Annotated in this window: 24 protein-coding genes; 14 read left to right on the forward strand and 10 right to left on the reverse strand. The window is 68.8% G+C overall.

Annotated elements, in window-relative coordinates; all coding sequences use genetic code 11:
* The first annotated feature begins 99 nt into the window (after positions 1 to 99).
* The gene (gene hbs, locus ACFFGH_RS02650; protein ID WP_386667302.1) at positions 100 to 411 is read left to right on the forward strand and encodes a non-specific DNA-binding protein Hbs; all 312 of its coding nucleotides are present in this window, start codon (positions 100 to 102) and stop codon (positions 409 to 411) included.
* 104 nt (positions 412 to 515) lie between these two features.
* Here the strand turns inward: hbs and ACFFGH_RS02655 are convergent, their stop codons facing one another.
* Positions 516 to 827, reverse strand: coding sequence for a hypothetical protein (locus ACFFGH_RS02655; RefSeq protein WP_386664566.1), 312 nt, complete (start codon positions 825 to 827; stop codon positions 516 to 518).
* Positions 828 to 900: 73 nt separating this feature from the next.
* A complete protein-coding gene (locus tag ACFFGH_RS02660) occupies positions 901 to 1,350 on the reverse strand; it encodes an AAA family ATPase (RefSeq protein ID WP_386664568.1) in 450 nt (149 codons plus the stop codon).
* A gap of 35 nt (positions 1,351 to 1,385) precedes the next feature.
* On the opposite strand from ACFFGH_RS02660, the gene ACFFGH_RS02665 reads away from it, so the two are divergent.
* Positions 1,386 to 1,643 carry a YbjN domain-containing protein gene (locus tag ACFFGH_RS02665; RefSeq protein ID WP_386664570.1) on the forward strand — a complete coding sequence of 86 codons (258 nt, stop codon included), beginning with the start codon at positions 1,386 to 1,388 and terminating at the stop codon, positions 1,641 to 1,643.
* A 35-nt stretch (positions 1,644 to 1,678) separates the two neighbouring features.
* Here ACFFGH_RS02665 and wrbA read toward each other — a convergent pair whose 3' ends face one another.
* Positions 1,679 to 2,287: an NAD(P)H:quinone oxidoreductase gene (wrbA, locus tag ACFFGH_RS02670; RefSeq protein WP_386664571.1), complete on the reverse strand. Its 609-nt coding sequence runs from the start codon at positions 2,285 to 2,287 to the stop codon at positions 1,679 to 1,681.
* Positions 2,288 to 2,484: 197 nt separating this feature from the next.
* Positions 2,485 to 2,766 carry a hypothetical protein gene (locus ACFFGH_RS02675; RefSeq protein WP_386664573.1) on the reverse strand — a complete coding sequence of 94 codons (282 nt, stop codon included), beginning with the start codon at positions 2,764 to 2,766 and terminating at the stop codon, positions 2,485 to 2,487.
* Between ACFFGH_RS02675 and ACFFGH_RS02680 the strand changes: the two genes are divergently transcribed.
* The 4 genes from ACFFGH_RS02680 (at position 2,765) to ACFFGH_RS02695 (ending at position 5,360) form a co-directional block, all read left to right on the forward strand.
* A complete protein-coding gene (locus ACFFGH_RS02680; RefSeq protein WP_386664575.1) occupies positions 2,765 to 2,992 on the forward strand; it encodes a hypothetical protein in 228 nt (75 codons plus the stop codon). The genes ACFFGH_RS02675 and ACFFGH_RS02680 overlap by 2 nt on opposite strands.
* A 127-nt stretch (positions 2,993 to 3,119) precedes the next feature.
* Complete coding sequence (locus tag ACFFGH_RS02685) at positions 3,120 to 4,391, forward strand: FAD-dependent oxidoreductase (RefSeq protein WP_386664576.1); 1,272 nt, start codon at positions 3,120 to 3,122, stop codon at positions 4,389 to 4,391.
* Positions 4,388 to 4,954, forward strand: coding sequence for a DUF4166 domain-containing protein (locus ACFFGH_RS02690; RefSeq protein ID WP_386664578.1), 567 nt, complete (start codon positions 4,388 to 4,390; stop codon positions 4,952 to 4,954). The genes ACFFGH_RS02685 and ACFFGH_RS02690 overlap by 4 nt, the downstream gene beginning before the upstream one ends.
* On the forward strand, positions 4,944 to 5,360 hold the full coding sequence (locus tag ACFFGH_RS02695) for a thiol-disulfide oxidoreductase DCC family protein (protein WP_386664580.1): 417 nt from the start codon (positions 4,944 to 4,946) through the stop codon (positions 5,358 to 5,360). The genes ACFFGH_RS02690 and ACFFGH_RS02695 overlap by 11 nt, the downstream gene beginning before the upstream one ends.
* On the opposite strand, the gene ACFFGH_RS02700 is transcribed toward ACFFGH_RS02695, so the two are convergent.
* Positions 5,323 to 6,741, reverse strand: coding sequence for a saccharopine dehydrogenase family protein (locus ACFFGH_RS02700; RefSeq protein WP_386664581.1), 1,419 nt, complete (start codon positions 6,739 to 6,741; stop codon positions 5,323 to 5,325). The genes ACFFGH_RS02695 and ACFFGH_RS02700 overlap by 38 nt on opposite strands.
* Here ACFFGH_RS02700 and ACFFGH_RS02705 point away from each other — a divergent pair.
* The 3 genes from ACFFGH_RS02705 (at position 6,740) to ACFFGH_RS02715 (ending at position 9,120) form a co-directional block, all read left to right on the forward strand.
* Positions 6,740 to 7,327 carry a hypothetical protein gene (locus tag ACFFGH_RS02705; protein WP_386664583.1) on the forward strand — a complete coding sequence of 196 codons (588 nt, stop codon included), beginning with the start codon at positions 6,740 to 6,742 and terminating at the stop codon, positions 7,325 to 7,327. The two genes, ACFFGH_RS02700 and ACFFGH_RS02705, sit on opposite strands and share 2 nt — an antisense overlap.
* A 381-nt stretch (positions 7,328 to 7,708) precedes the next feature.
* Complete coding sequence (locus tag ACFFGH_RS02710) at positions 7,709 to 8,491, forward strand: hypothetical protein (RefSeq protein ID WP_386664585.1); 783 nt, start codon at positions 7,709 to 7,711, stop codon at positions 8,489 to 8,491.
* Positions 8,492 to 8,499: 8 nt separating this feature from the next.
* Positions 8,500 to 9,120: a GAF domain-containing protein gene (locus ACFFGH_RS02715; protein WP_386664587.1), complete on the forward strand. Its 621-nt coding sequence runs from the start codon at positions 8,500 to 8,502 to the stop codon at positions 9,118 to 9,120.
* 196 nt (positions 9,121 to 9,316) lie between these two features.
* Here ACFFGH_RS02715 and ACFFGH_RS02720 read toward each other — a convergent pair whose 3' ends face one another.
* Together ACFFGH_RS02720 and ACFFGH_RS02725 are read right to left on the reverse strand one after the other, a co-directional pair.
* The gene (locus ACFFGH_RS02720; RefSeq protein ID WP_386664588.1) at positions 9,317 to 9,667 is read right to left on the reverse strand and encodes a hypothetical protein; all 351 of its coding nucleotides are present in this window, start codon (positions 9,665 to 9,667) and stop codon (positions 9,317 to 9,319) included.
* A gap of 77 nt (positions 9,668 to 9,744) precedes the next feature.
* Positions 9,745 to 9,930 (reverse strand): DUF3606 domain-containing protein, encoded by a 186-nt coding sequence (locus tag ACFFGH_RS02725; protein WP_386664590.1) that lies wholly within the window; start codon positions 9,928 to 9,930, stop codon positions 9,745 to 9,747.
* Positions 9,931 to 10,168: 238 nt separating this feature from the next.
* Between ACFFGH_RS02725 and ACFFGH_RS02730 the strand changes: the two genes are divergently transcribed.
* Entirely contained in the window at positions 10,169 to 10,693 is a 525-nt protein-coding gene (locus ACFFGH_RS02730) for a hemerythrin domain-containing protein (RefSeq protein ID WP_386664592.1), read from the forward strand.
* A 51-nt stretch (positions 10,694 to 10,744) separates the two neighbouring features.
* Here the strand turns inward: ACFFGH_RS02730 and ACFFGH_RS02735 are convergent, their stop codons facing one another.
* Positions 10,745 to 11,266 (reverse strand): hypothetical protein, encoded by a 522-nt coding sequence (locus ACFFGH_RS02735; protein WP_386664594.1) that lies wholly within the window; start codon positions 11,264 to 11,266, stop codon positions 10,745 to 10,747.
* A 141-nt stretch (positions 11,267 to 11,407) separates the two neighbouring features.
* Here ACFFGH_RS02735 and ACFFGH_RS02740 point away from each other — a divergent pair, with 141 nt between their 5' ends.
* Together ACFFGH_RS02740 and ACFFGH_RS02745 are read left to right on the forward strand one after the other, a co-directional pair.
* Positions 11,408 to 11,956, forward strand: a complete 549-nt coding sequence (locus ACFFGH_RS02740; RefSeq protein ID WP_386664595.1) for a DUF4334 domain-containing protein — start codon at positions 11,408 to 11,410, stop codon at positions 11,954 to 11,956.
* An 82-nt stretch (positions 11,957 to 12,038) separates the two neighbouring features.
* A complete protein-coding gene (locus ACFFGH_RS02745; protein ID WP_386664597.1) occupies positions 12,039 to 12,293 on the forward strand; it encodes a hypothetical protein in 255 nt (84 codons plus the stop codon).
* Positions 12,294 to 12,404: 111 nt separating this feature from the next.
* Here ACFFGH_RS02745 and ACFFGH_RS02750 read toward each other — a convergent pair whose 3' ends face one another.
* Both ACFFGH_RS02750 and ACFFGH_RS02755 read right to left on the reverse strand, forming a co-directional pair.
* Complete coding sequence (locus tag ACFFGH_RS02750) at positions 12,405 to 13,037, reverse strand: 2-hydroxychromene-2-carboxylate isomerase (RefSeq protein WP_386664598.1); 633 nt, start codon at positions 13,035 to 13,037, stop codon at positions 12,405 to 12,407.
* A gap of 304 nt (positions 13,038 to 13,341) precedes the next feature.
* On the reverse strand, positions 13,342 to 14,028 hold the full coding sequence (locus ACFFGH_RS02755; RefSeq protein ID WP_386664599.1) for a hypothetical protein: 687 nt from the start codon (positions 14,026 to 14,028) through the stop codon (positions 13,342 to 13,344).
* Between the two features lie 194 nt (positions 14,029 to 14,222).
* On the opposite strand from ACFFGH_RS02755, the gene ACFFGH_RS02760 reads away from it, so the two are divergent.
* Together ACFFGH_RS02760 and ACFFGH_RS02765 are read left to right on the forward strand one after the other, a co-directional pair.
* Positions 14,223 to 15,488 carry a cation:proton antiporter gene (locus ACFFGH_RS02760; protein WP_386664600.1) on the forward strand — a complete coding sequence of 422 codons (1,266 nt, stop codon included), beginning with the start codon at positions 14,223 to 14,225 and terminating at the stop codon, positions 15,486 to 15,488.
* A 107-nt stretch (positions 15,489 to 15,595) separates the two neighbouring features.
* Positions 15,596 to 16,495 carry an aldo/keto reductase gene (locus tag ACFFGH_RS02765; protein ID WP_386664601.1) on the forward strand — a complete coding sequence of 300 codons (900 nt, stop codon included), beginning with the start codon at positions 15,596 to 15,598 and terminating at the stop codon, positions 16,493 to 16,495.
* The last annotated feature ends 24 nt before the right edge of the window (positions 16,496 to 16,519 follow it).

Genomic DNA, 16,519 nt, shown 5'->3' on the forward strand with positions numbered 1-16,519 from the left:
AAAACCGGCCGGCCGGGGGCCTCCGTGGGCCGCCAAGTCCCGGCAGGACTGGGTTTGCGGCCCTTGGCAAGGGTGTTTCTCGGCGCGTAATAGCGCATCATTGCCGCCCTTCGAACCCGAAGCACCCAGGAGTATCCATTGAACAAGTCGGAACTGATCGAAAAGATCGCAGAGAAGGCGCAGATCTCGCGCGGCGCAGCGAACACCGCGCTCGACGCCACGATCGCAGCCGTCACCGAAGCCCTGAAGAACGGCGAGACGGTTTCGCTGGTCGGCTTCGGCACCTTCGAAGTCCGTGCCCGCGCCGCGCGCCAGGGCCGTAACCCGAAGACGGGCGAGACGATCAATATCGATGCCGCGAAGAACCCGGCGTTCAAGCCCGGCAAGGCACTCAAGGACGCGGTCAACTGATCGCACCTGCCTGACGCGGTACCCCGATGCCCGCCTCGCGCGGGCATCGTGTTTTATGGGCCGGCGCCATACCGACCGAGCGCGCCGGGCCGCGCCGCCCGCACTTACGGCAGCGTGAACTTGCGCATGCTGCGCAACGGCCAGATTGAAGTGAACGCGGCGCCGCCGAACAGCCGGAATGCGGCCGAAACGCCCTGTTCGACACCGAGCCGTTCGAGCACGTCCTTCGCGCGGCGGAACGCCTGCCGCGGATCGGCCGTCAGCATGAAGATGTTGATCTCCTTCGGGCTGACGTCGTGCCCCTCGAGTTCGACGCTGTCGCCGAGCGCGGCTTTCAGCTCGTCCTCGAGCACGGCAAGGAACGCCTCGTCGGCGAGCGACTTGCGCCAGAGTTTGATCACCAACTGGTAGTCCATGCGGCGATGATAAGCGGCGCGCATGAAGGCCATGCCGCGCCCGCGATACGGCATACGCCGCGCTGCGCATTGATCAGGCCGGCGGGCGCATCGGCGTGACCACGAAGCCACGCGGCGGGACCAGCTCCACGCGGTCGATGCGCGCAAAGCCTTCGTCAGGCGTTGGTGGTTGCAGGCGCTTGTAGGTGCCGAACACGCCCGCCGCCGGCACTGCCACGCGGCCGCTGCGTTGCTGGTTGCGTTCGAACGCCGCGCGCGGGTCGGTGGCGAAAAAATAGCCGGTCACTTCGAAGCCGGCCGCCAGCGCCGGCGCGATGTAGCGGGCGCGCTCCTCGACGGTCGGGTTGGTGTTGTCGATGACAAAGCGTTGCCTGGCGTCGATGCATGCGGCCAGCAGCCGCCGCTCACGGTGCCGGGTCCGCAGCATGTCCAGATTGATGCGCAGGTGCGTATCGAAAAACCGTTCGAGATAGAACGTGCTTTTGCCCGAGCCCTGTATGCCGCAGAAGATGACCGCTTGCATGGCCGCCAGCGTACGGCCCGCGCGGCCGGAAGCGCGTGACCGCGGCCCGGGTCGGTGGCGCCGCGCACTGCCCGAAGCTCGATCTCGACGACGGAATCGACCCGGGCACGATCGAAGCGTTCAACAACCAGTACCGCTACGTGAACGCAACGCGCGATGGCGAGGGCGACCCGGTGCTGCGCTTTGATTTCGAGCTGCTGCACACCGCGCACCAAGGCCACGTTCTGAGCCAGATCGATACCTGGGAAAGCCTGCTCGACGAATTCGTCCGCGTGACCGGCTGGCGCGACTGAGCGCGGCGCGCTTGCACCGCGCGCCTGCAGCAGGTTCAGCCTTGCCCTGGCGCAAGCCGGTTGGCGATTTCCGCAACGTGCCGGCCCTGGAAGCGCGCGCCTGCCAGCTCGTTCTCGCTGGGCTGGCGCGAGCCGTCGCCACCGGTGATCGTGGTCGCGCCGTAAGGGGCGCCGCCGCTGATCTCCTCGAGCGTCATCTGGCCCTGGAAGCTGTAGGGCAGGCCCACCAGCACCATGCCGAAATGCAGCAGGTTGGTGTGGATCGCGAGCAACGTCGTTTCCTGGCCGCCGTGCTGCGACGCGGTCGACGTGAAAGCCGAGCCGACCTTGCCGATCAGCGCGCCAGTGGCCCACAGGCCGCCGGTCTGGTCGAGGAAGTTCGCCATCTGCGATGCCATGCGCCCGTAGCGCGTACCGACACCGATGATGATCGCGTCGTAGCTCGGCAGCTCGTCGACACGCGCGATCGGTGCTTCCTGGTCGAGCTTGTAGCCCGATGCACGTGCGACCTCCTCGGGGACCAGTTCCGGCACGCGCCGGATGTCGACCTCGGCGCCGGCTTCGCGCGCACCTTCGGCAACGGCCTGCGCCATGCGTTCGGTGTGGCCATAGGACGAGTAGTACAGCACCAGGACCTTGCTCATGCGTTCCTCCGGATGGCGTCATGCCCGACAAGGGCGACGCGTTGCGGGAAGTGGGCCTGTACGAATGCAGCGCTCATCGGCCCGGGAAGCGTTCGAGTAAACGTATGAAGCCGTCATGCGAACGTGACCACAGGCGCGACCGGGAAAAGCGCGACACGACTGCCACGTCCCGTAACGGATGGCGATAACGCGCGTCGTCATGACCGGGCCATCGGCACGATCGCGCTAGCCTTGCGGTTCCATGCCGATAGCGCCGTCGCCCTGCCATGCCTTTCGTCAACGAATACATCGCCGATGACGATCGCGTGCGTTACCGCTTCGACGAGATCGACGAGTGGCCGGTTATCGGCGCGGCGTATGCCGACAGCTGGACGATCGATCGCGAACGCGGCATCCACCTGCGCCCGCTCACCGTCGGCCGCGAGGACTGGGCCGCGCTGACCGGCTGGACCCTGTGGTGGCGCGGCCACCTGCTGCATGTCGCGCTGGAGCGCATCGCCGCGTCGGGAAGCTGGGAAGGCCCGCTCAACGCACTGGAAGCTGCACGCGCTGCAGGCATTCGCATCGAATGCATTACCGCCCGAACTCGAGGTCAGGCGCGAGGAAATCGTCGCCGATCTTGCGCAGGCGCTGCAGGCGTACGGCGAGGACGGCCTGGTCGGCCCGCGTGTGCAGCACACATTGACGCTGACGCTGGATACGTGAGCGTGCCGGCCGCGCGTCGGTAAACAGCGGCGCTGGGCCGCGATGCGCAAGCGCATCGCGGGCGGCGTGGCCGCGGCGTCACTAGAATGCGCAGGTATCCATCTCGCACGGGACGCGGGACAGCCAGATGAGCAAGCGTTTGCGGGTTGCGGTCGTGGGCTACGGAACCGGCGGGCAGGCGACCGCGCTGCTGCTTTCGCGCGATGGACACCATGTCGAAGTCTTCGAGCGCACGGCCACCCTCGGGCCGGTCGGCGCGGGCTTTCTGCTGCAGCCGGTGGGGCAGCTGGTGCTCTGGGAACTCGGCCTGCTGGACGCCGCGTTGCACTACGGTGCGCCGATCAGCCGGCTTTTTGGGGAGACCTCGACCGGGCGCGCGGTCATGGACATGCGCTACGGCGAACTCGATCGCCGGCTGTTCGGGCTCGGGCTCCAGCGCGGCGCGCTGTTCTCGCTACTGGACGGGGCATGGAGCGAGCAGCGCCACCTGCACTGCGGCGTGCGCATCACCGACATCGACGCTGAAGCCGGGGCGGTGATCGATGCTTCGGGCCGGCGTCATGCGGGCTTTGACCTCGTGGTCGTCGCCGATGGCGCGGCCTCGGCGCTGCGCTCGCAGGTCGCGCCGCCTTCGCTCGATCGCGCCTATCCCTGGGGCGCGCAGTGGTGCCTGGTGCCGGCCGGCGGCTGGCGATCAACGGACGTGCTCGAGCAGCGCTACATCGGTGCGCGGCGAATGGCCGGCATGTTGCCGGTGGGCACGCGGCCGGATGACCCGGTGCCGCGACTGAGCTTTTTCTGGAGCCTGCCGGTGGCCGAGCTCGATGCCGCCGCGGTCGATGCAACCGCCTGGCGCGCCAGTGTGGGCGCCGTCTGGCCCGAAGCGCTGGAGCCGTTGGCGACGACCAAGGTCCCCGCAGGCCTGGCGCAGGCGCGCTACCGCGATACCGTGCACACGAGCTGGCATCGCGGGCGGGCTGTGCTGCTGGGCGACGCCGCGCATGCGATGAGCCCGCAACTGGGGCAGGGCGTGAACATGGCCCTGCTCGACGCGCACGCACTGCGCGAAGCCGTGCGCGCGTGCGACAGCGTCGACGAGGCGCTGCGCCGCTACGAACAGACGCGGCGCGCGCATGTGCAGATCTACCACTTCTGGAGCCGCTGGCTGACGCCTTTGTTCCAGTCCGAGCGCGACGGCTGGGCGCGGCTGCGTGATCTCACGTTCTATCCGATGTCGCGCATGCCCGGCGGGCGCGGGCAGATGCTGCGCGTGCTGTCGGGCACGCGTCGCGGCTGGATGGGAACGATGCCGTTGCCGACCGCGTTTCTCGACGCGCTCGAGCGTGGCGGTCTCGCGCGGCTGCAACCGACGCCTGCGTTGGAAGCGGGGGCGGCATGAGCGCGGCACCGGCAGGCGGGCGCATCGCGGCCACGACCGCGCAGTCTCCGCTGTTCCAGCGCCTGCTCGCGCAGCGCTTTGCGATGTTGCCGCCTGCCGTGCAGCGGCTGCATCTCAAGCAAGGCCGTGCGTCGTACCACGGCGAGGTGCAAGTCGAGCGCGGCACCGGCGGGCTTTCGCGCCTGTGCGCATGGGCGACGCGGCTACCGCCCGCGGGGCGGGGCCCGGTCGTGGTCGATATCGAATCCGAAGGTGCCTGCGAGCGCTGGACGCGCCACATCGGCGGCCACGCGATGCGTTCGCGGCTGTGGGCAGCCGACGGCCTGCTCTGCGAGCAGCTTGGCCTGGTGACGTTCGGCTTCAGGCTCGATGTCGAGTCCGCAAGCCTGACCTGGACGGTCGCGCGCGTCCGCGTGTTCGGAGTGCCGCTGCCTGTTTCGATGTTTGCGCGTGTAGCCGCGCGCGAGTCGGAGGTCGACGGGCGCTACACGTTCGACGTGCGCGCCGCGCTTCCGCTCGCGGGCGACCTGGTGCACTACCGGGGGTGGCTGGATGTCGCGTAGCCACGCGCCAGCGGTCATCGTGTTCGATGGGGTCTGCGTGCTGTGCAACGGCTGGGTGCGCTTTCTGCTGCGCCACGACCGCCAGCGGCGTTACCGCTTCGCCACCATGCAATCGGCTGCCGGCCGCGGCCTGCTCGCGCAGCACGGGCTGGACCCGGATGATCCGGCATCGTTCCTGCTGATCGACGAACACGGCGCCTGGACCGATGCGCAAGCCATCGCCCGGGTTCTGGCAGGCCTTGGCGGGCATTGGCAACGAACGTCGGCGCTGCTCGATGCCGTGCCGAAGCCGCTCGCGGATCGCGCCTACCGGTTCGTCGCCCGCAACCGTTACCGCTGGCTGGGGCGGCGCGAGCAGTGCATCGTGCCTAGCGCTGAGGAATCGGATCGTTTTCTCGACCCGTGACCTCGTGCACCGACGTCTGGATCGGATGCGCCTGCAGCGGCTGCATGAATTCCTCGAGCGTGAACAGGTCCAGGCATGCGCGGGCGCCTGCACCGGCAAGCGCGCCGCGTGCAAGCTTGCGCGCAAGCACGACAGCGGCGGTCGCCGGAATCTGAGGCCCGCTGCCTGCGGTCGCGACGATCTGCCAGCGTAGGCGCAACGGTGCGCCGTCGTGCCCGGTGCCGGCGAGGTCGACGGTCATCACGCCGGTGTCGCTGCCTGCATCGAGCCACGCCTCGCTGATGCGCAGCAGCGGTGCGGCCAACGCCGCGAGGTTCGGCACCAGGCGCGCCCGCACCAGCCAGCTCACCAGCCACAGACCGAAATGCATCCGGCGAAGTTGGAGACCTGCGCGGAAATCGCAGTGCCGCAGCTGCGGATACCGCGCCGGCAGCACGGCCAAATCCGGCACATCGCAGCGGGCGAACCAGCGCGCACCGGCACCGGGCAGCACCATGCGCTTGAGCGACTGCCAGCCATGCACCTGCCGCCAGCGGCCCTCGATCAGCGCCGGATATGGGTGCCCGACGTAGCCGAGGATCGCCTGCGTGGTCGCAAGCCCGCGCGCGGTGCGATTGCCGGGGCTGATCGCCGACTCGACTGAGGTGAGCTCGGCAAAGCGGGGCTGCAGCGCGGCGACCACTGCTGCCGAAAGGCCCGGCACGCTGCTGGCGCCGCTGATCACCCAGCGCTTGCAGGCGCGTGCACGCGCATCGAGGCGATCGATCCCCGCGACGAATTCGCGCCCGTCGGCCAGGTCGATGTAATGCGCCCCGCAGTCCAGCGCCGCCTCCGCGACCCGATAGTCCCGCTGCTGGAACGGGCCGGCCGCATGGATGACGAGCCCTGCGCCGAGTCGCGACAGCTCGTCGGGCAGGTTGGGGGACTCGACATCCAGCGTCGCCGTCGAGATCGGCGCGCATGCGCCATGCCCCACCAGTCCCGTCGCAAGCGCATCGGCCGCGGCGCGGTTGCGGCCGGCCAGCACCAGGTCCACCGCATCGTCGTGCGAAAGCGCGGATGCGATCCGCCGTCCGAACTGGCCGTATGCGCCGATGATGAGAATGCGCAGTCGCGGCATCGGCAAATCGTAGCCGCGATCGAAAGCGCCTGCGGCCGTATCGATGCGCGTTGGGCAAGCGGCCAGGGCAGCGGACCTGACCAGCGCCCCTGTGTCCGGCCGGGCCGGGCTGACGCCAGGCGCCGTAACAGGGCACCATGTGCGAGCCGGGCCGGCCTCGAGCGGGCCCGGTCGCCGTTTTGCTTCCGCATGGGCCGCGTCATGGGCCCGGCGATGTTGACCAGGGAAGGGGCCACCTCTTAACGAGTAGACCCACCGCATGCATCACAGTGCCATTCCACGCACGGGCCGCGACGCGGGCTCGGCTCCGGTTCGCTCCAGACCCCGGCGGATCGACATCGATCCACTCTGGCTGGACTTCGGACCGGACGATCCGCTCGAAGCCGAGCGCTGGCTCAACGACTGCGCCGCCTGTGGCGCGTCACCGAGCCTCGTCTTCGAGCAGCAGGCCCACCAGGTGCGCTGCGCCTGCGGCGCAAGTGCGACGCCAGGCAAGCTGCCGTTTACCGCGGCGTTCAACTGGAACAAGTCGCCGGGCTCGAAACACCCGCCGTACCAGGCGTTGCCGTTCTTCCAGCTCGAAGCGCTCGACATCGACGATGCGCGCGTGAAGCTCAACACGATCCGCGACTACCTTGTCGAGCAAAAGCGCCACTGCGAAAGCGAGATCCGCGCGCGCCGCGATGTCGGGCACCGCTATTTCCAGCGCATCAAGGCCTACCTGGCGTGGTCGATCTACGCGCTGGGGCTGGTCAGGGAGCAGGAACTGGCACAGCAGGATGCGCCCGCAGATCACGAGGCCGACCATGCGACCGGGCCGCGCCCGGGCACCGTCGGGCCGCACTGACCCGTTGAACGGCCGTCCCGGCACCGCGAGGCGGGCTGCGCGGCCGGGCGTTACCGACCGCCGCGCGTGCCGCGGCGGTTTCGCCCGTCCGAGCGGCGTCCCGGCCGCAGGGCGGCGAATCCATCGAGGGGCGGATCACTAGGCGGCAACGCGCCGTGGACCGATCCCGCAGGACGCACCCGGACTCGCTCCGGGATTGTTCGACGACGAACGGCCGCCGGGGCCCGGCGCGCGGGCGGTATGATGCGCGCCCATGCCTGCCGGGGAGCAGGCGCCCGTGTCAGTTCGCTCGCCGGTTGCCGACGTGATGTCTGCATCACCGACAGGTCGCTGCGGCGCGCGGCGTCCGGCGCAGGCGCGGCACTTTTCCAGGGATCGCCAATGACGCTCGGACGCACTGCCTCGCTGCTGCTCTCGCTCGCCGTGCTGGGTTGGGCCGTGTCAGTGATGCGCGATCCGTTGCGTACGCGCCTGCCGCTGGGCTCGACCGATCTGTCGGCGCAGCAGGCCCAGCTCGACAGGCTGACGGACGAGCAGCGCCAGCTGGTGCTGGCCTATGTCGAACGCAGCGGCGGCGACGTGCTGCCGGCGCGGTTTGCCGATCCCGACGTTCCGCTGACCGCACGTACGTTCGGCGAAGCGATCGAACTGCAGCGCCGCTTCGTCGCGATGACGCGAGAGGACGATGCGCGGGCCGCTGAGCGTGATGCGGTACGCGAGCGCGAACTTGCGCCGCTGCGCAACGCGCTCAAGGCGCAGCTGCTGAGCCGGCAGCTGGTGCCGCCGATGCAGGCGCTGCATCCGTCCGGCAACTCCTTCGGCTCCGCGGCGTCGGCTGCAGGCGACGAACCGCCGGTGCTGGTGACCACCTACCGCATCAGGAACGGCACGCCGTACACGATCGATTCGTTCGAGGCAGGCGCGCATGTGCATCGCGCCGGCGCGCGATTTTCCTACGTCGGCGCGCTAGACGAGTGCTGGATCGAACATCGTGAGCCGCTGCATCCGGGCAGCAGTGTCGACGTGCGCTGCGGTGGCCGAAGGACGGCTTCGGCCGACGTGCAGGCGTACGCGCGAATGGCCGCACGTGAGCTTGCGATCGAATGGATCCCGAAGAAAATCCGCTTCGCCGGTGGCTCGACGCTCGAGTACTCCGGCCACTGATCTGCACGATGTGCGCAGCGCAGCGCGGCGCCGACGCGGATGCCGACCGACCCAAGCCCTTACAGCGGTACCCGCCCTTGATAGCTCCGACCCTTCCTGGAAACGAACCGCAGCGGCTCGCCGCCGTGCATGCGATCGGCGCGGTCGACACCGCGCTCGAAGCGCAGCTGTCGCGGTTCGTTCGGCTCGCGAAAGCGATTGTCGACGTACCGGTCGCGGCGGTCGCGCTGATCGATGAGGACCGCCAGGTGTTTCGCGGCTGCGCGGGGCAGTGGATCCGCGAAAGTCCGCGTGAGCTGTCGTTCTGCGCGCACGCGATCCACGAATCGGCGCTGCTGCAGGTGCCGGATGCCTCGCTGGATCCGCGCTTCGTCGACAACCCGCTGGTCACTCAGGCGCCGGGCATCCGCTTTTACGCGGGTTTTCCGCTGTGTCTGTGGGACGGGCTGGCGGTCGGCGCGTTGTGCCTGATCGACTTCCAGCCGCGCGAACTCAGCGATGCGCAGAAAACGCATCTGCGCGACCTCGCCGACAGCCTGCAGCGCGAACTCACGCTGCATGTGCTGCTGCGCGACCTGGCCAATCTGCAGCACAGTGCAGCGCGGGTCGCTGCCGACGTCACTGCCTGAAGCATTCCAGGCGCCGACATTGCAGCGCGCCTGCAGCACGGAACGCAGAGCTCGCCCAACTACCGAAGCTCGGCTGCGGGATCTCCCGTCAGCTGGATCGGCTGCACTGCATCGTGGCGCTGCCTGATGGGTGGTGCGGCTGCATGAGATGCATACGCAGCCCGCAGCCCGCAGCCCGCAGCCTGCTGCCCGCAGCCTAATCGATCATCTCGTCATAGCCGCGGCGGTCGATCTGCGACGGGCTCAGCAGGTCAAAGCGGTGCTGCCGGTGGGCGCTGTCGACGATCACATGCACGATTCCGTCTTCGAAATGCACCGAGGCACCCGACCCGCCCGCGAACGCGGTGCGCAGTTCCTTGAGAAACACGCGATCCAGTGACGGGTCGACATGCGGCGCCGCGAGCACGCGCATCGCATGCACGTGACGCCGGTACGCCTCGTCGTACGCATCCGCCGGTTCGGTCCCGCGCGGATCGAGGCGCGTGATCGCCTCGGCGTGCTCGAGGATCGATTCGGCGGTTTCGGCGTAGGAGTTGTCGGAGCTCATGGACGGTGGACGCTGGAGGGCCGCGCATCGTGCAGCGCATGCGCGGCAATTGGAACCACCCGCCGCGCCTTCATCGCTCAGTCGTGGCGCTGGCTCAGGTGCAGGCGCACGTCCGTCGCGCGCTCACCGACCGCACTCACTGCTTCGCGAAGCTCTTCGTTGTTGCAGTCGAACTCCTCGCACCAGTAGCGCGCCTCGACGTCGTCGTGGAAGTTGACGCGCTCGGGGTCGGCGGGAACGCGGTTGCCGTGGTGGTGGGTCATGCGGGTTGATCCGGCAGCGGAAGTGCCTGGATTCAAGCAGCCCCGGCGTGAAGCCTGCAGATCGACGGCGGGTGGATGGCTGCTCGCGCATGTCTGCCAGCGCATCCGCAGAGCCGATGCCGAAGGGCACATGAGCCCGTTCTTCGAAGCGCAAGCGTTCGCGCCGCTACAGCCGGTTTCACCGCTGCGATACCGAAGCCGCGTTCGAATGGCCACAGCCATCCGAGGAGACAGCCAAATGCGCAACATTCTTGACACGCTCAAATCCGAACACGACGAGCTTCGCAGCCTCTACCAGCAGCTCACCGCCACGTCCGACGAGCGCGACGACGAGCGCCGCGGCCTCGTGCAGCGCATCGAATCAGTGCTGATCCCGCACGCGAAGTGGGAGGAGCTGGTGTTCTACCCGGCCTTCGGCGAGCGCGCCAACCACGAGCAGCAGCTGCTGTATTCGGCAGCGATGCAGGAGCACCGCGCGATCGAGCAGAGCGTGCTGCCTGACCTGCATGCGGCCGACTTCGACAGCCGCCAGTTTGCCGGCTCGGCGAAAGTGCTGGCCGAGCTGACGACGCACCATGCCGAAGAGGAAGAGACGCAGATCTTCGCGGCCGCGCGCACGATGTTCAGCCCGCAGGAACTGGCCGAACTCGACGAGCAGTACGAGGAATGGAAGGAGTCGGGCGTGGCAACCGCGCTGGAGATGCACGCCAAGGTCAAGACCGCTGCGAAGTCGATCTTCCGCATGCCCCGCGCGCCGGGTTGATCGGCAGGCGGCGACGCCGCGGGCTGTTGCCCGCCGGCGTCGTGGCCGGGGTCAGCTGAGGTCGAGCGCCTTGAGGATCTCGCGCGAGGCCTGCAGCGTGTGCTCTTCATCAAGGTCGAGCCGCTGCTGCAGCCCGTCCATTGCGCCGAACAGACGCAACAACGTCGCATCCAGCCGCTCCGCGACGACCGCAGCACGTGTCGCACCGTCGTCGCCTTCGATGTTGACCACGTCGACGAGCAGGCGCAGCGCGATGCCGAGGCTGCCGCGCTCGCGTTCAAGGAAGTGGAACCAGTACGGCCATTCCTCGGTCACCGCGCGGAAGAAATGCACGCATTCCTCGATGTGGTAGAGCTCGCGCGGATCGTCGTCGTAGCCTTCGAAGACCAGGAACACGGCCCCTTCCATGCGGAGCGAAAGATCGTTGTCGTCGGACATCTGCATGAGCCGGTCGACGGCCTGGCCGATCAGGCCCTGCTCGACGTCGTGGCGGCTGAACACGCAGACCGCGCCGGTCGCGGCAGCGAAATCCTGCTGGGTGGCTTGCTGGATATAAGCGAACTGGGGAGTCATGACTGCAATGCACGTAATACCGGTGATTACCCTAACGGTCCGCACCGTAGCTGCGGGTGATCGCGAACGCGGCCGCGTTGCCGTGCAGTCAGCGAACGTCGCCGTCGCGCATATACCGGCGGGTGCGCAATGAACGCGCGCATGGAGAGCCCTGCCGCGACGCCACACTGGCTGGCATCGGCTCGCGGCCGAGGCACGACCCTGACCGATGCGCTTGCGATGTTCGATGCGCTCGAGCCGGTCACCGTCGACGCCATGATCGGTCGCTGGAGCGGCTACGGTCTGAAGACCGGACACGTACTGGACGGCATGCTCGAGGCGTTCGGCTGGCGCGGCAAACAGTTCGTCGATGCCGAAACCGTCCACCCGCTGCTGTTCGCCGATGCGCAGGGCAAGACGATCGCGATCGATCCGCGGCGCCTGCCGATCCGGCTTGCGACGCGGCTGCAGGTGCAGCGCATTCCCGGCGTGCGCAGGGCGTTCGAGCTTGCACAGCCGTTGCTGTGCACCGAGCAGCCGGCGGCGCGCCTGAGGCTGATGCATTACCGCGGCGGCGTCACTGCCGCGATGCTGTACGACGGGGTGCCGATACACGACGTGTTCCGCCGCATCGATGATGAGCGCGTGCTCGGGCTGATGGACTGCCGGTATTTCGAGTCACCGTTCTTCTTCGTGCTGGAGCGCGCGTAGGTGCGCGAGGTGACAGCACCTTCGTACAGCCCCGTGTAGGCTCGGGGCCGGCGGGCGTTCCGACCCGGATCAGGAGCAGGCAATGGAAAACGAGGAACTGGTGAACTCGGTTGCGCAGGTCGTGGGCCAGGCAATGGGCGAGATCTCCGTCGGCGTCGCGATGGCGGTGCTGGCACTGACCGACGCGGTGTCGAAGCAGCCCGGTATCGATAAGCAGCGCCTTTTCACCGACATGCTCGAAGGGCTGCCGGAAGGCGAAGGCATGGCGCACAACGCACTGCACGTGATCCGGCAGTCGCTGCAGCAGGTGATGGCCGACCCCAGCGGCACGCCGTAAGTCGGGCGCCGTGACGCCGGCCGCTTCCACGCGGCCGGGCGGGCGCGGCGTGCCCGGTGATACCCGTAGTACAACCCTGCGGGTTGCAGCCGTGCCGCGGCTAAGTGCCGATCAGGCGCTGCGGCGCACGGCCGCGACGGGAATCGCGTCGAGCCGGCGCATCTCGTCGCTGTCGAAATAGGCCGGGTCGGCGAGGTAGTGCTCGAACATCGCGGTCGCGTCCTCACCCCAGAACAGCCGCCCGTCGACGACGAGGCTCGGCACGCCGAACACGCCCTGCGCGATCGCGCGCTCGTAGTTCGCCTGCAGCAACGCCTTTGCGGACGGATCGGAGAGCGCCGCGGAGATGTCGTCGATGCCGAGTGCGGCGGCCACCGGCGCTAGTGCCTGCGCGTCGTCCGCGCGATGGCCGTCGCGCCAGACGTGGTTGAACAGCGCATCGATGGCGGCCGCATTTGCGTCCGCGTATGCACACAGACGCAGCGTCGGCAGCGGGTTGAACGGGTGTGCCTCCGGGAACCGCAGCGGTACGCCGGCGCGATCGGCTTTCCACTGCACGTGGCGGTAGGTGAAGCGGCGCTTTTCGGGAATCTCGGCCGGGCCCTTCTGGCCGTGGTGCTGGAGCAGCGCGGCCAGCAGCACCGGCCGGCAGGTGATGTCGCTGGCGCAGGGCAGGCTGCGCAGCCGCTGCCACTGCAGGTATGCGAACGGCGACAGGAAGTCGAAATACCAGTCGATGGCCACGCGGCGCTCCGGTGCAAGGGGTCGATCGTGCAAGCCTAGCCGGTCGCAAAGATCGGCGGCGCGGCCCGCGTTTGCGACGCGGTCAATGCGACGACATACGTTGCACGCCGCACGGCACTTCGCTGCATGAAGCTGGCCGCCGGCGCGGCATGCGTGGCTGCTGTGCCATGCCCGGGGTTGCCGGAGTTGCAACCCTCGATGCTCGCCGCCGCAGCCCGCCTCGGAGGGCCGGGCTGCACGGGCCGCGTCATGCGCGGCCGACGCCGGCCCGGGCTCGCGCCGGCGTCAGCTCGTCGGCGAAGCCTCAGTCCTTTCCGCCCTTGCCGTTGCCGTTGCCTTTCCCGTTGCCATTGCCCTTTCCGTTGCCGTGGCCCTTCCCCTCGCCCTTGCCGTGGCCCTTGCCCGCATGTTCGGGCTTGCCGCGGCCGCCGCGATCGTGGTCCGGCTTCGCGTGGCCCTTCGCCGGGCCACGGTCATGCGCACGGTGGTCCTTGCCGCCGTCCCGGCGCGACCAGTCGATGCGATCGTTTCGATCCAGCGACACCGGATAGCCCCAGCGGTCATACGTCGCGACGGTGCCGCGCTTGAGCGCATGGAATTCGGCCGAGCCGGGCTTGATACCCATGCGCTTGGCCACCGCGCCCCAGCCCTGGCCGGGATCGCGGTCGTACTCGCGCACGACGTCGACGCAGGGCAGCCGCAGCGCACGGGCGATCGCGCAGGCGTAGTAGACATCCGCCGGCGCCCAGCCGCGGCGCTCGAGCAGATCGACGACCAGCGGGCGCGGCGCGCCGTAGTAACGCGTGAGCTCATCGACGAACGGGTCGCGGTGGCGGCGGCCGTAATCGTTGATCTCGCCCAGCCGCGTATCGACCCACACGTCGCCGGTGCGGATGTTGTAGCCGATCGTCTGCGCAGCGGCTGGCGCACCGAGCGCGCCGAAGCCGGCGGCCAGTGCAAGGGCGAGCCATCGGGTGCGGATGGGGGTCATGGGTCGTCTCCGTTCGTTGAGGGCTCCGATTGTTACGGTCGCGGCTGAAACCGAGGTGAGGCGCGCGTCGCGCGTTGGCGCTTCCGTTCAGTTTGGAGACGCGTGCCCGACGTCGCGAGGGCCGCATTTCGCCACCCGCTGTGTCATGGCCTTCGCATGCGATCGCGCACGCTGCGCGACGTTCGGGAGGGCGCATGGATCCTTACAAGTTCGTGTTGTTACTGACCGGTGTCGCGTTGCTCGGTGCCGCCTGGCTGCCCCATCTGCTCAAGCGCAGCGCGATGAGCTTTCCGGTGGTGTACGTGCTGCTGGGCGCGGCGCTGTACGTGCCGGACCTGCCGCTGCCCAGCCCGGACCCGATCCAGTACAGCGTCATCGCCGAGCGGGCGACAGAGCTCGTCGTGCTCGTCGCGTTGCTCGGTGCCGGCATTCGCATCGACACGCGCTTTCACTGGCGGCGCTGGCATCTGACCTGGCGGCTGCTGGGCATCGCGATGCCGATCACGATCATCGGCGCGATGTGGCTCGGCCATGAGGTCATGGGCTACAGCCTCGCAGCGGCAGCGCTGCTCGGCGCGGTGCTCGCGCCGACCGATCCGGTGCTGGCGACCGACCTGCAGGTCGATGCGCCCGGCGAAGGCGGTGAGGACCCGGTGCGGTTCGGGCTGACTTCCGAGGCCGGGCTCAACGACGGCCTCGCGTTCCCGTTCGTGTGGCTCGCGATCGGGCTGGCGACCGCATCGGCCGAAGGCACGGCGATGGATTGGGCCCACTGGTGGTCGATCGACGTCGCGTGGCGCCTGCTCGGCGGCATCGCGGTCGGCTGGGCGATCGGGTACGGGCTGATGCACCTGATGTTCCGCACCGAGCGCGAGGATGCGCTGAGTCGCAGCAGTGACGGCCTGACCGCGCTCGCGATCATCCTGATCGTCTACGGCGTTGCCGAGCTGGTGCATGTGTACGGGTTTCTCGCGGTGTTTGTCGCCGCAGTGGTGATCCGCCAGTTCGAGCGCGAGCACGAGTACCACAAGACACTCAACCTGTTCGCCGAGCAGTGCGAACGCCTGCTGATGGCGCTGTTGCTGATCGCGTTCGGCGGCGCGCTCGCGATCGGCATCCTCGGCTCGTTGAGCTGGCGCGAGTGGGTGGTCGCGCTTACGGTCGTGCTCATCGTGCGCCCGCTCGGCGGCTGGCTGTGCCTGCTCGGCTCCAACCTCGAGGGGCGCGAGCGCCTGGTTATCGCGGTGTTCGGCGTGCGCGGCATCGGCTCGTTCTACTACCTCGCGTTCGCCATCAACCACGCCGAATTCGCCGAGCGCGACTCGCTGTGGGCGGTGGTGTCGCTGGTGGTGCTGATCTCGGTGCTGCTGCACGGCCTGACCGCGAAGCCGATCATGCGCCAGCTCGACTGGTGGCGGAACCTGCGCCGTCGGCGCGCCCGCGCGCGCGACATCGGCTAGCCGCGTGCCGCGCGGGCCGGGTCTGCAAACGTATTCGGGCCGGCGCCTCAAGGGCCGATCGATGGGGCGCGCCGTACAGTAGCGGGCCCGCCGATCGATCACCGCCCATGCCCGTCAGCACCGAGCGCTACCGCAACCCCGCCGGCCTGTCACCGATCGTCGCCGGCTGCTGGCGCATGGCCGACTGGGGCTATTCGACGGCCGAACGGGTGCGCTGGATCGAAGGCGCACTGTCGCTCGGCATCGATTCGTTCGACCACGCCGACATCTATGGTGACTACGCGGTCGAGGCGCTGTTCGGCGAAGCGCTCGCGGCGGCGCCGGGCCTGCGCGACCGTATCCGCCTGGTCAGCAAGTGCGGCATCCGCCTGGTGGCCGCGCAGCGTCCGCAACACCGCATCAAGTCGTACGACACATCACCTGCACACGTGGTCGCTTCGGTCGAGGCATCGCTGCGTGCGCTGCGCACCGATCGCATCGACCTGCTGCTGATTCACCGCCCCGACGCGCTGATGGACCCGGCCGAGCTCGCGCGCACGTTCGACGACCTCAAGACCGCGGGCAAGGTGCTGCACGTGGGCGTGTCGAACCATGCGCCCTCGCAACTGGCGCTGCTGCAGCAGTTCCATCCGCTGGCCGCGCACCAGATCGAACTCTCCCCGCTGCAGCTGGCCGCGCTGCACGACGGGACGCTCGATCAGTGCCTCGCACTCGGGTTGCGGCCGATGGCCTGGTCGCCGCTTGGCGGCGGACGGCTGTTCACCGGCGGCGACGCGCAAGCGCAGCGCGTGCGAAGTGCGCTGGCCGAGCTCTCGTCGCGCCACGGCGCGTCGATTGCGACGCTCGCGTATGCATGGGTACTGCGCCATCCGTCCGCACCGCTGCTCGTCACCGGCACCGGGCGCATCGAAGGGCTGCGCGAAGCGGTGGCCGGGCTCGAGCTCGAACTGCCGGCCGAGGACTGGTACGCGATCTGGGAAGCCAGCCAAGGGCAACCGGTGCCCTGAGCGCTGCGGCCGATCACCGCGCGA

Source organism: Lysobacter korlensis (assembly GCF_042434515.1).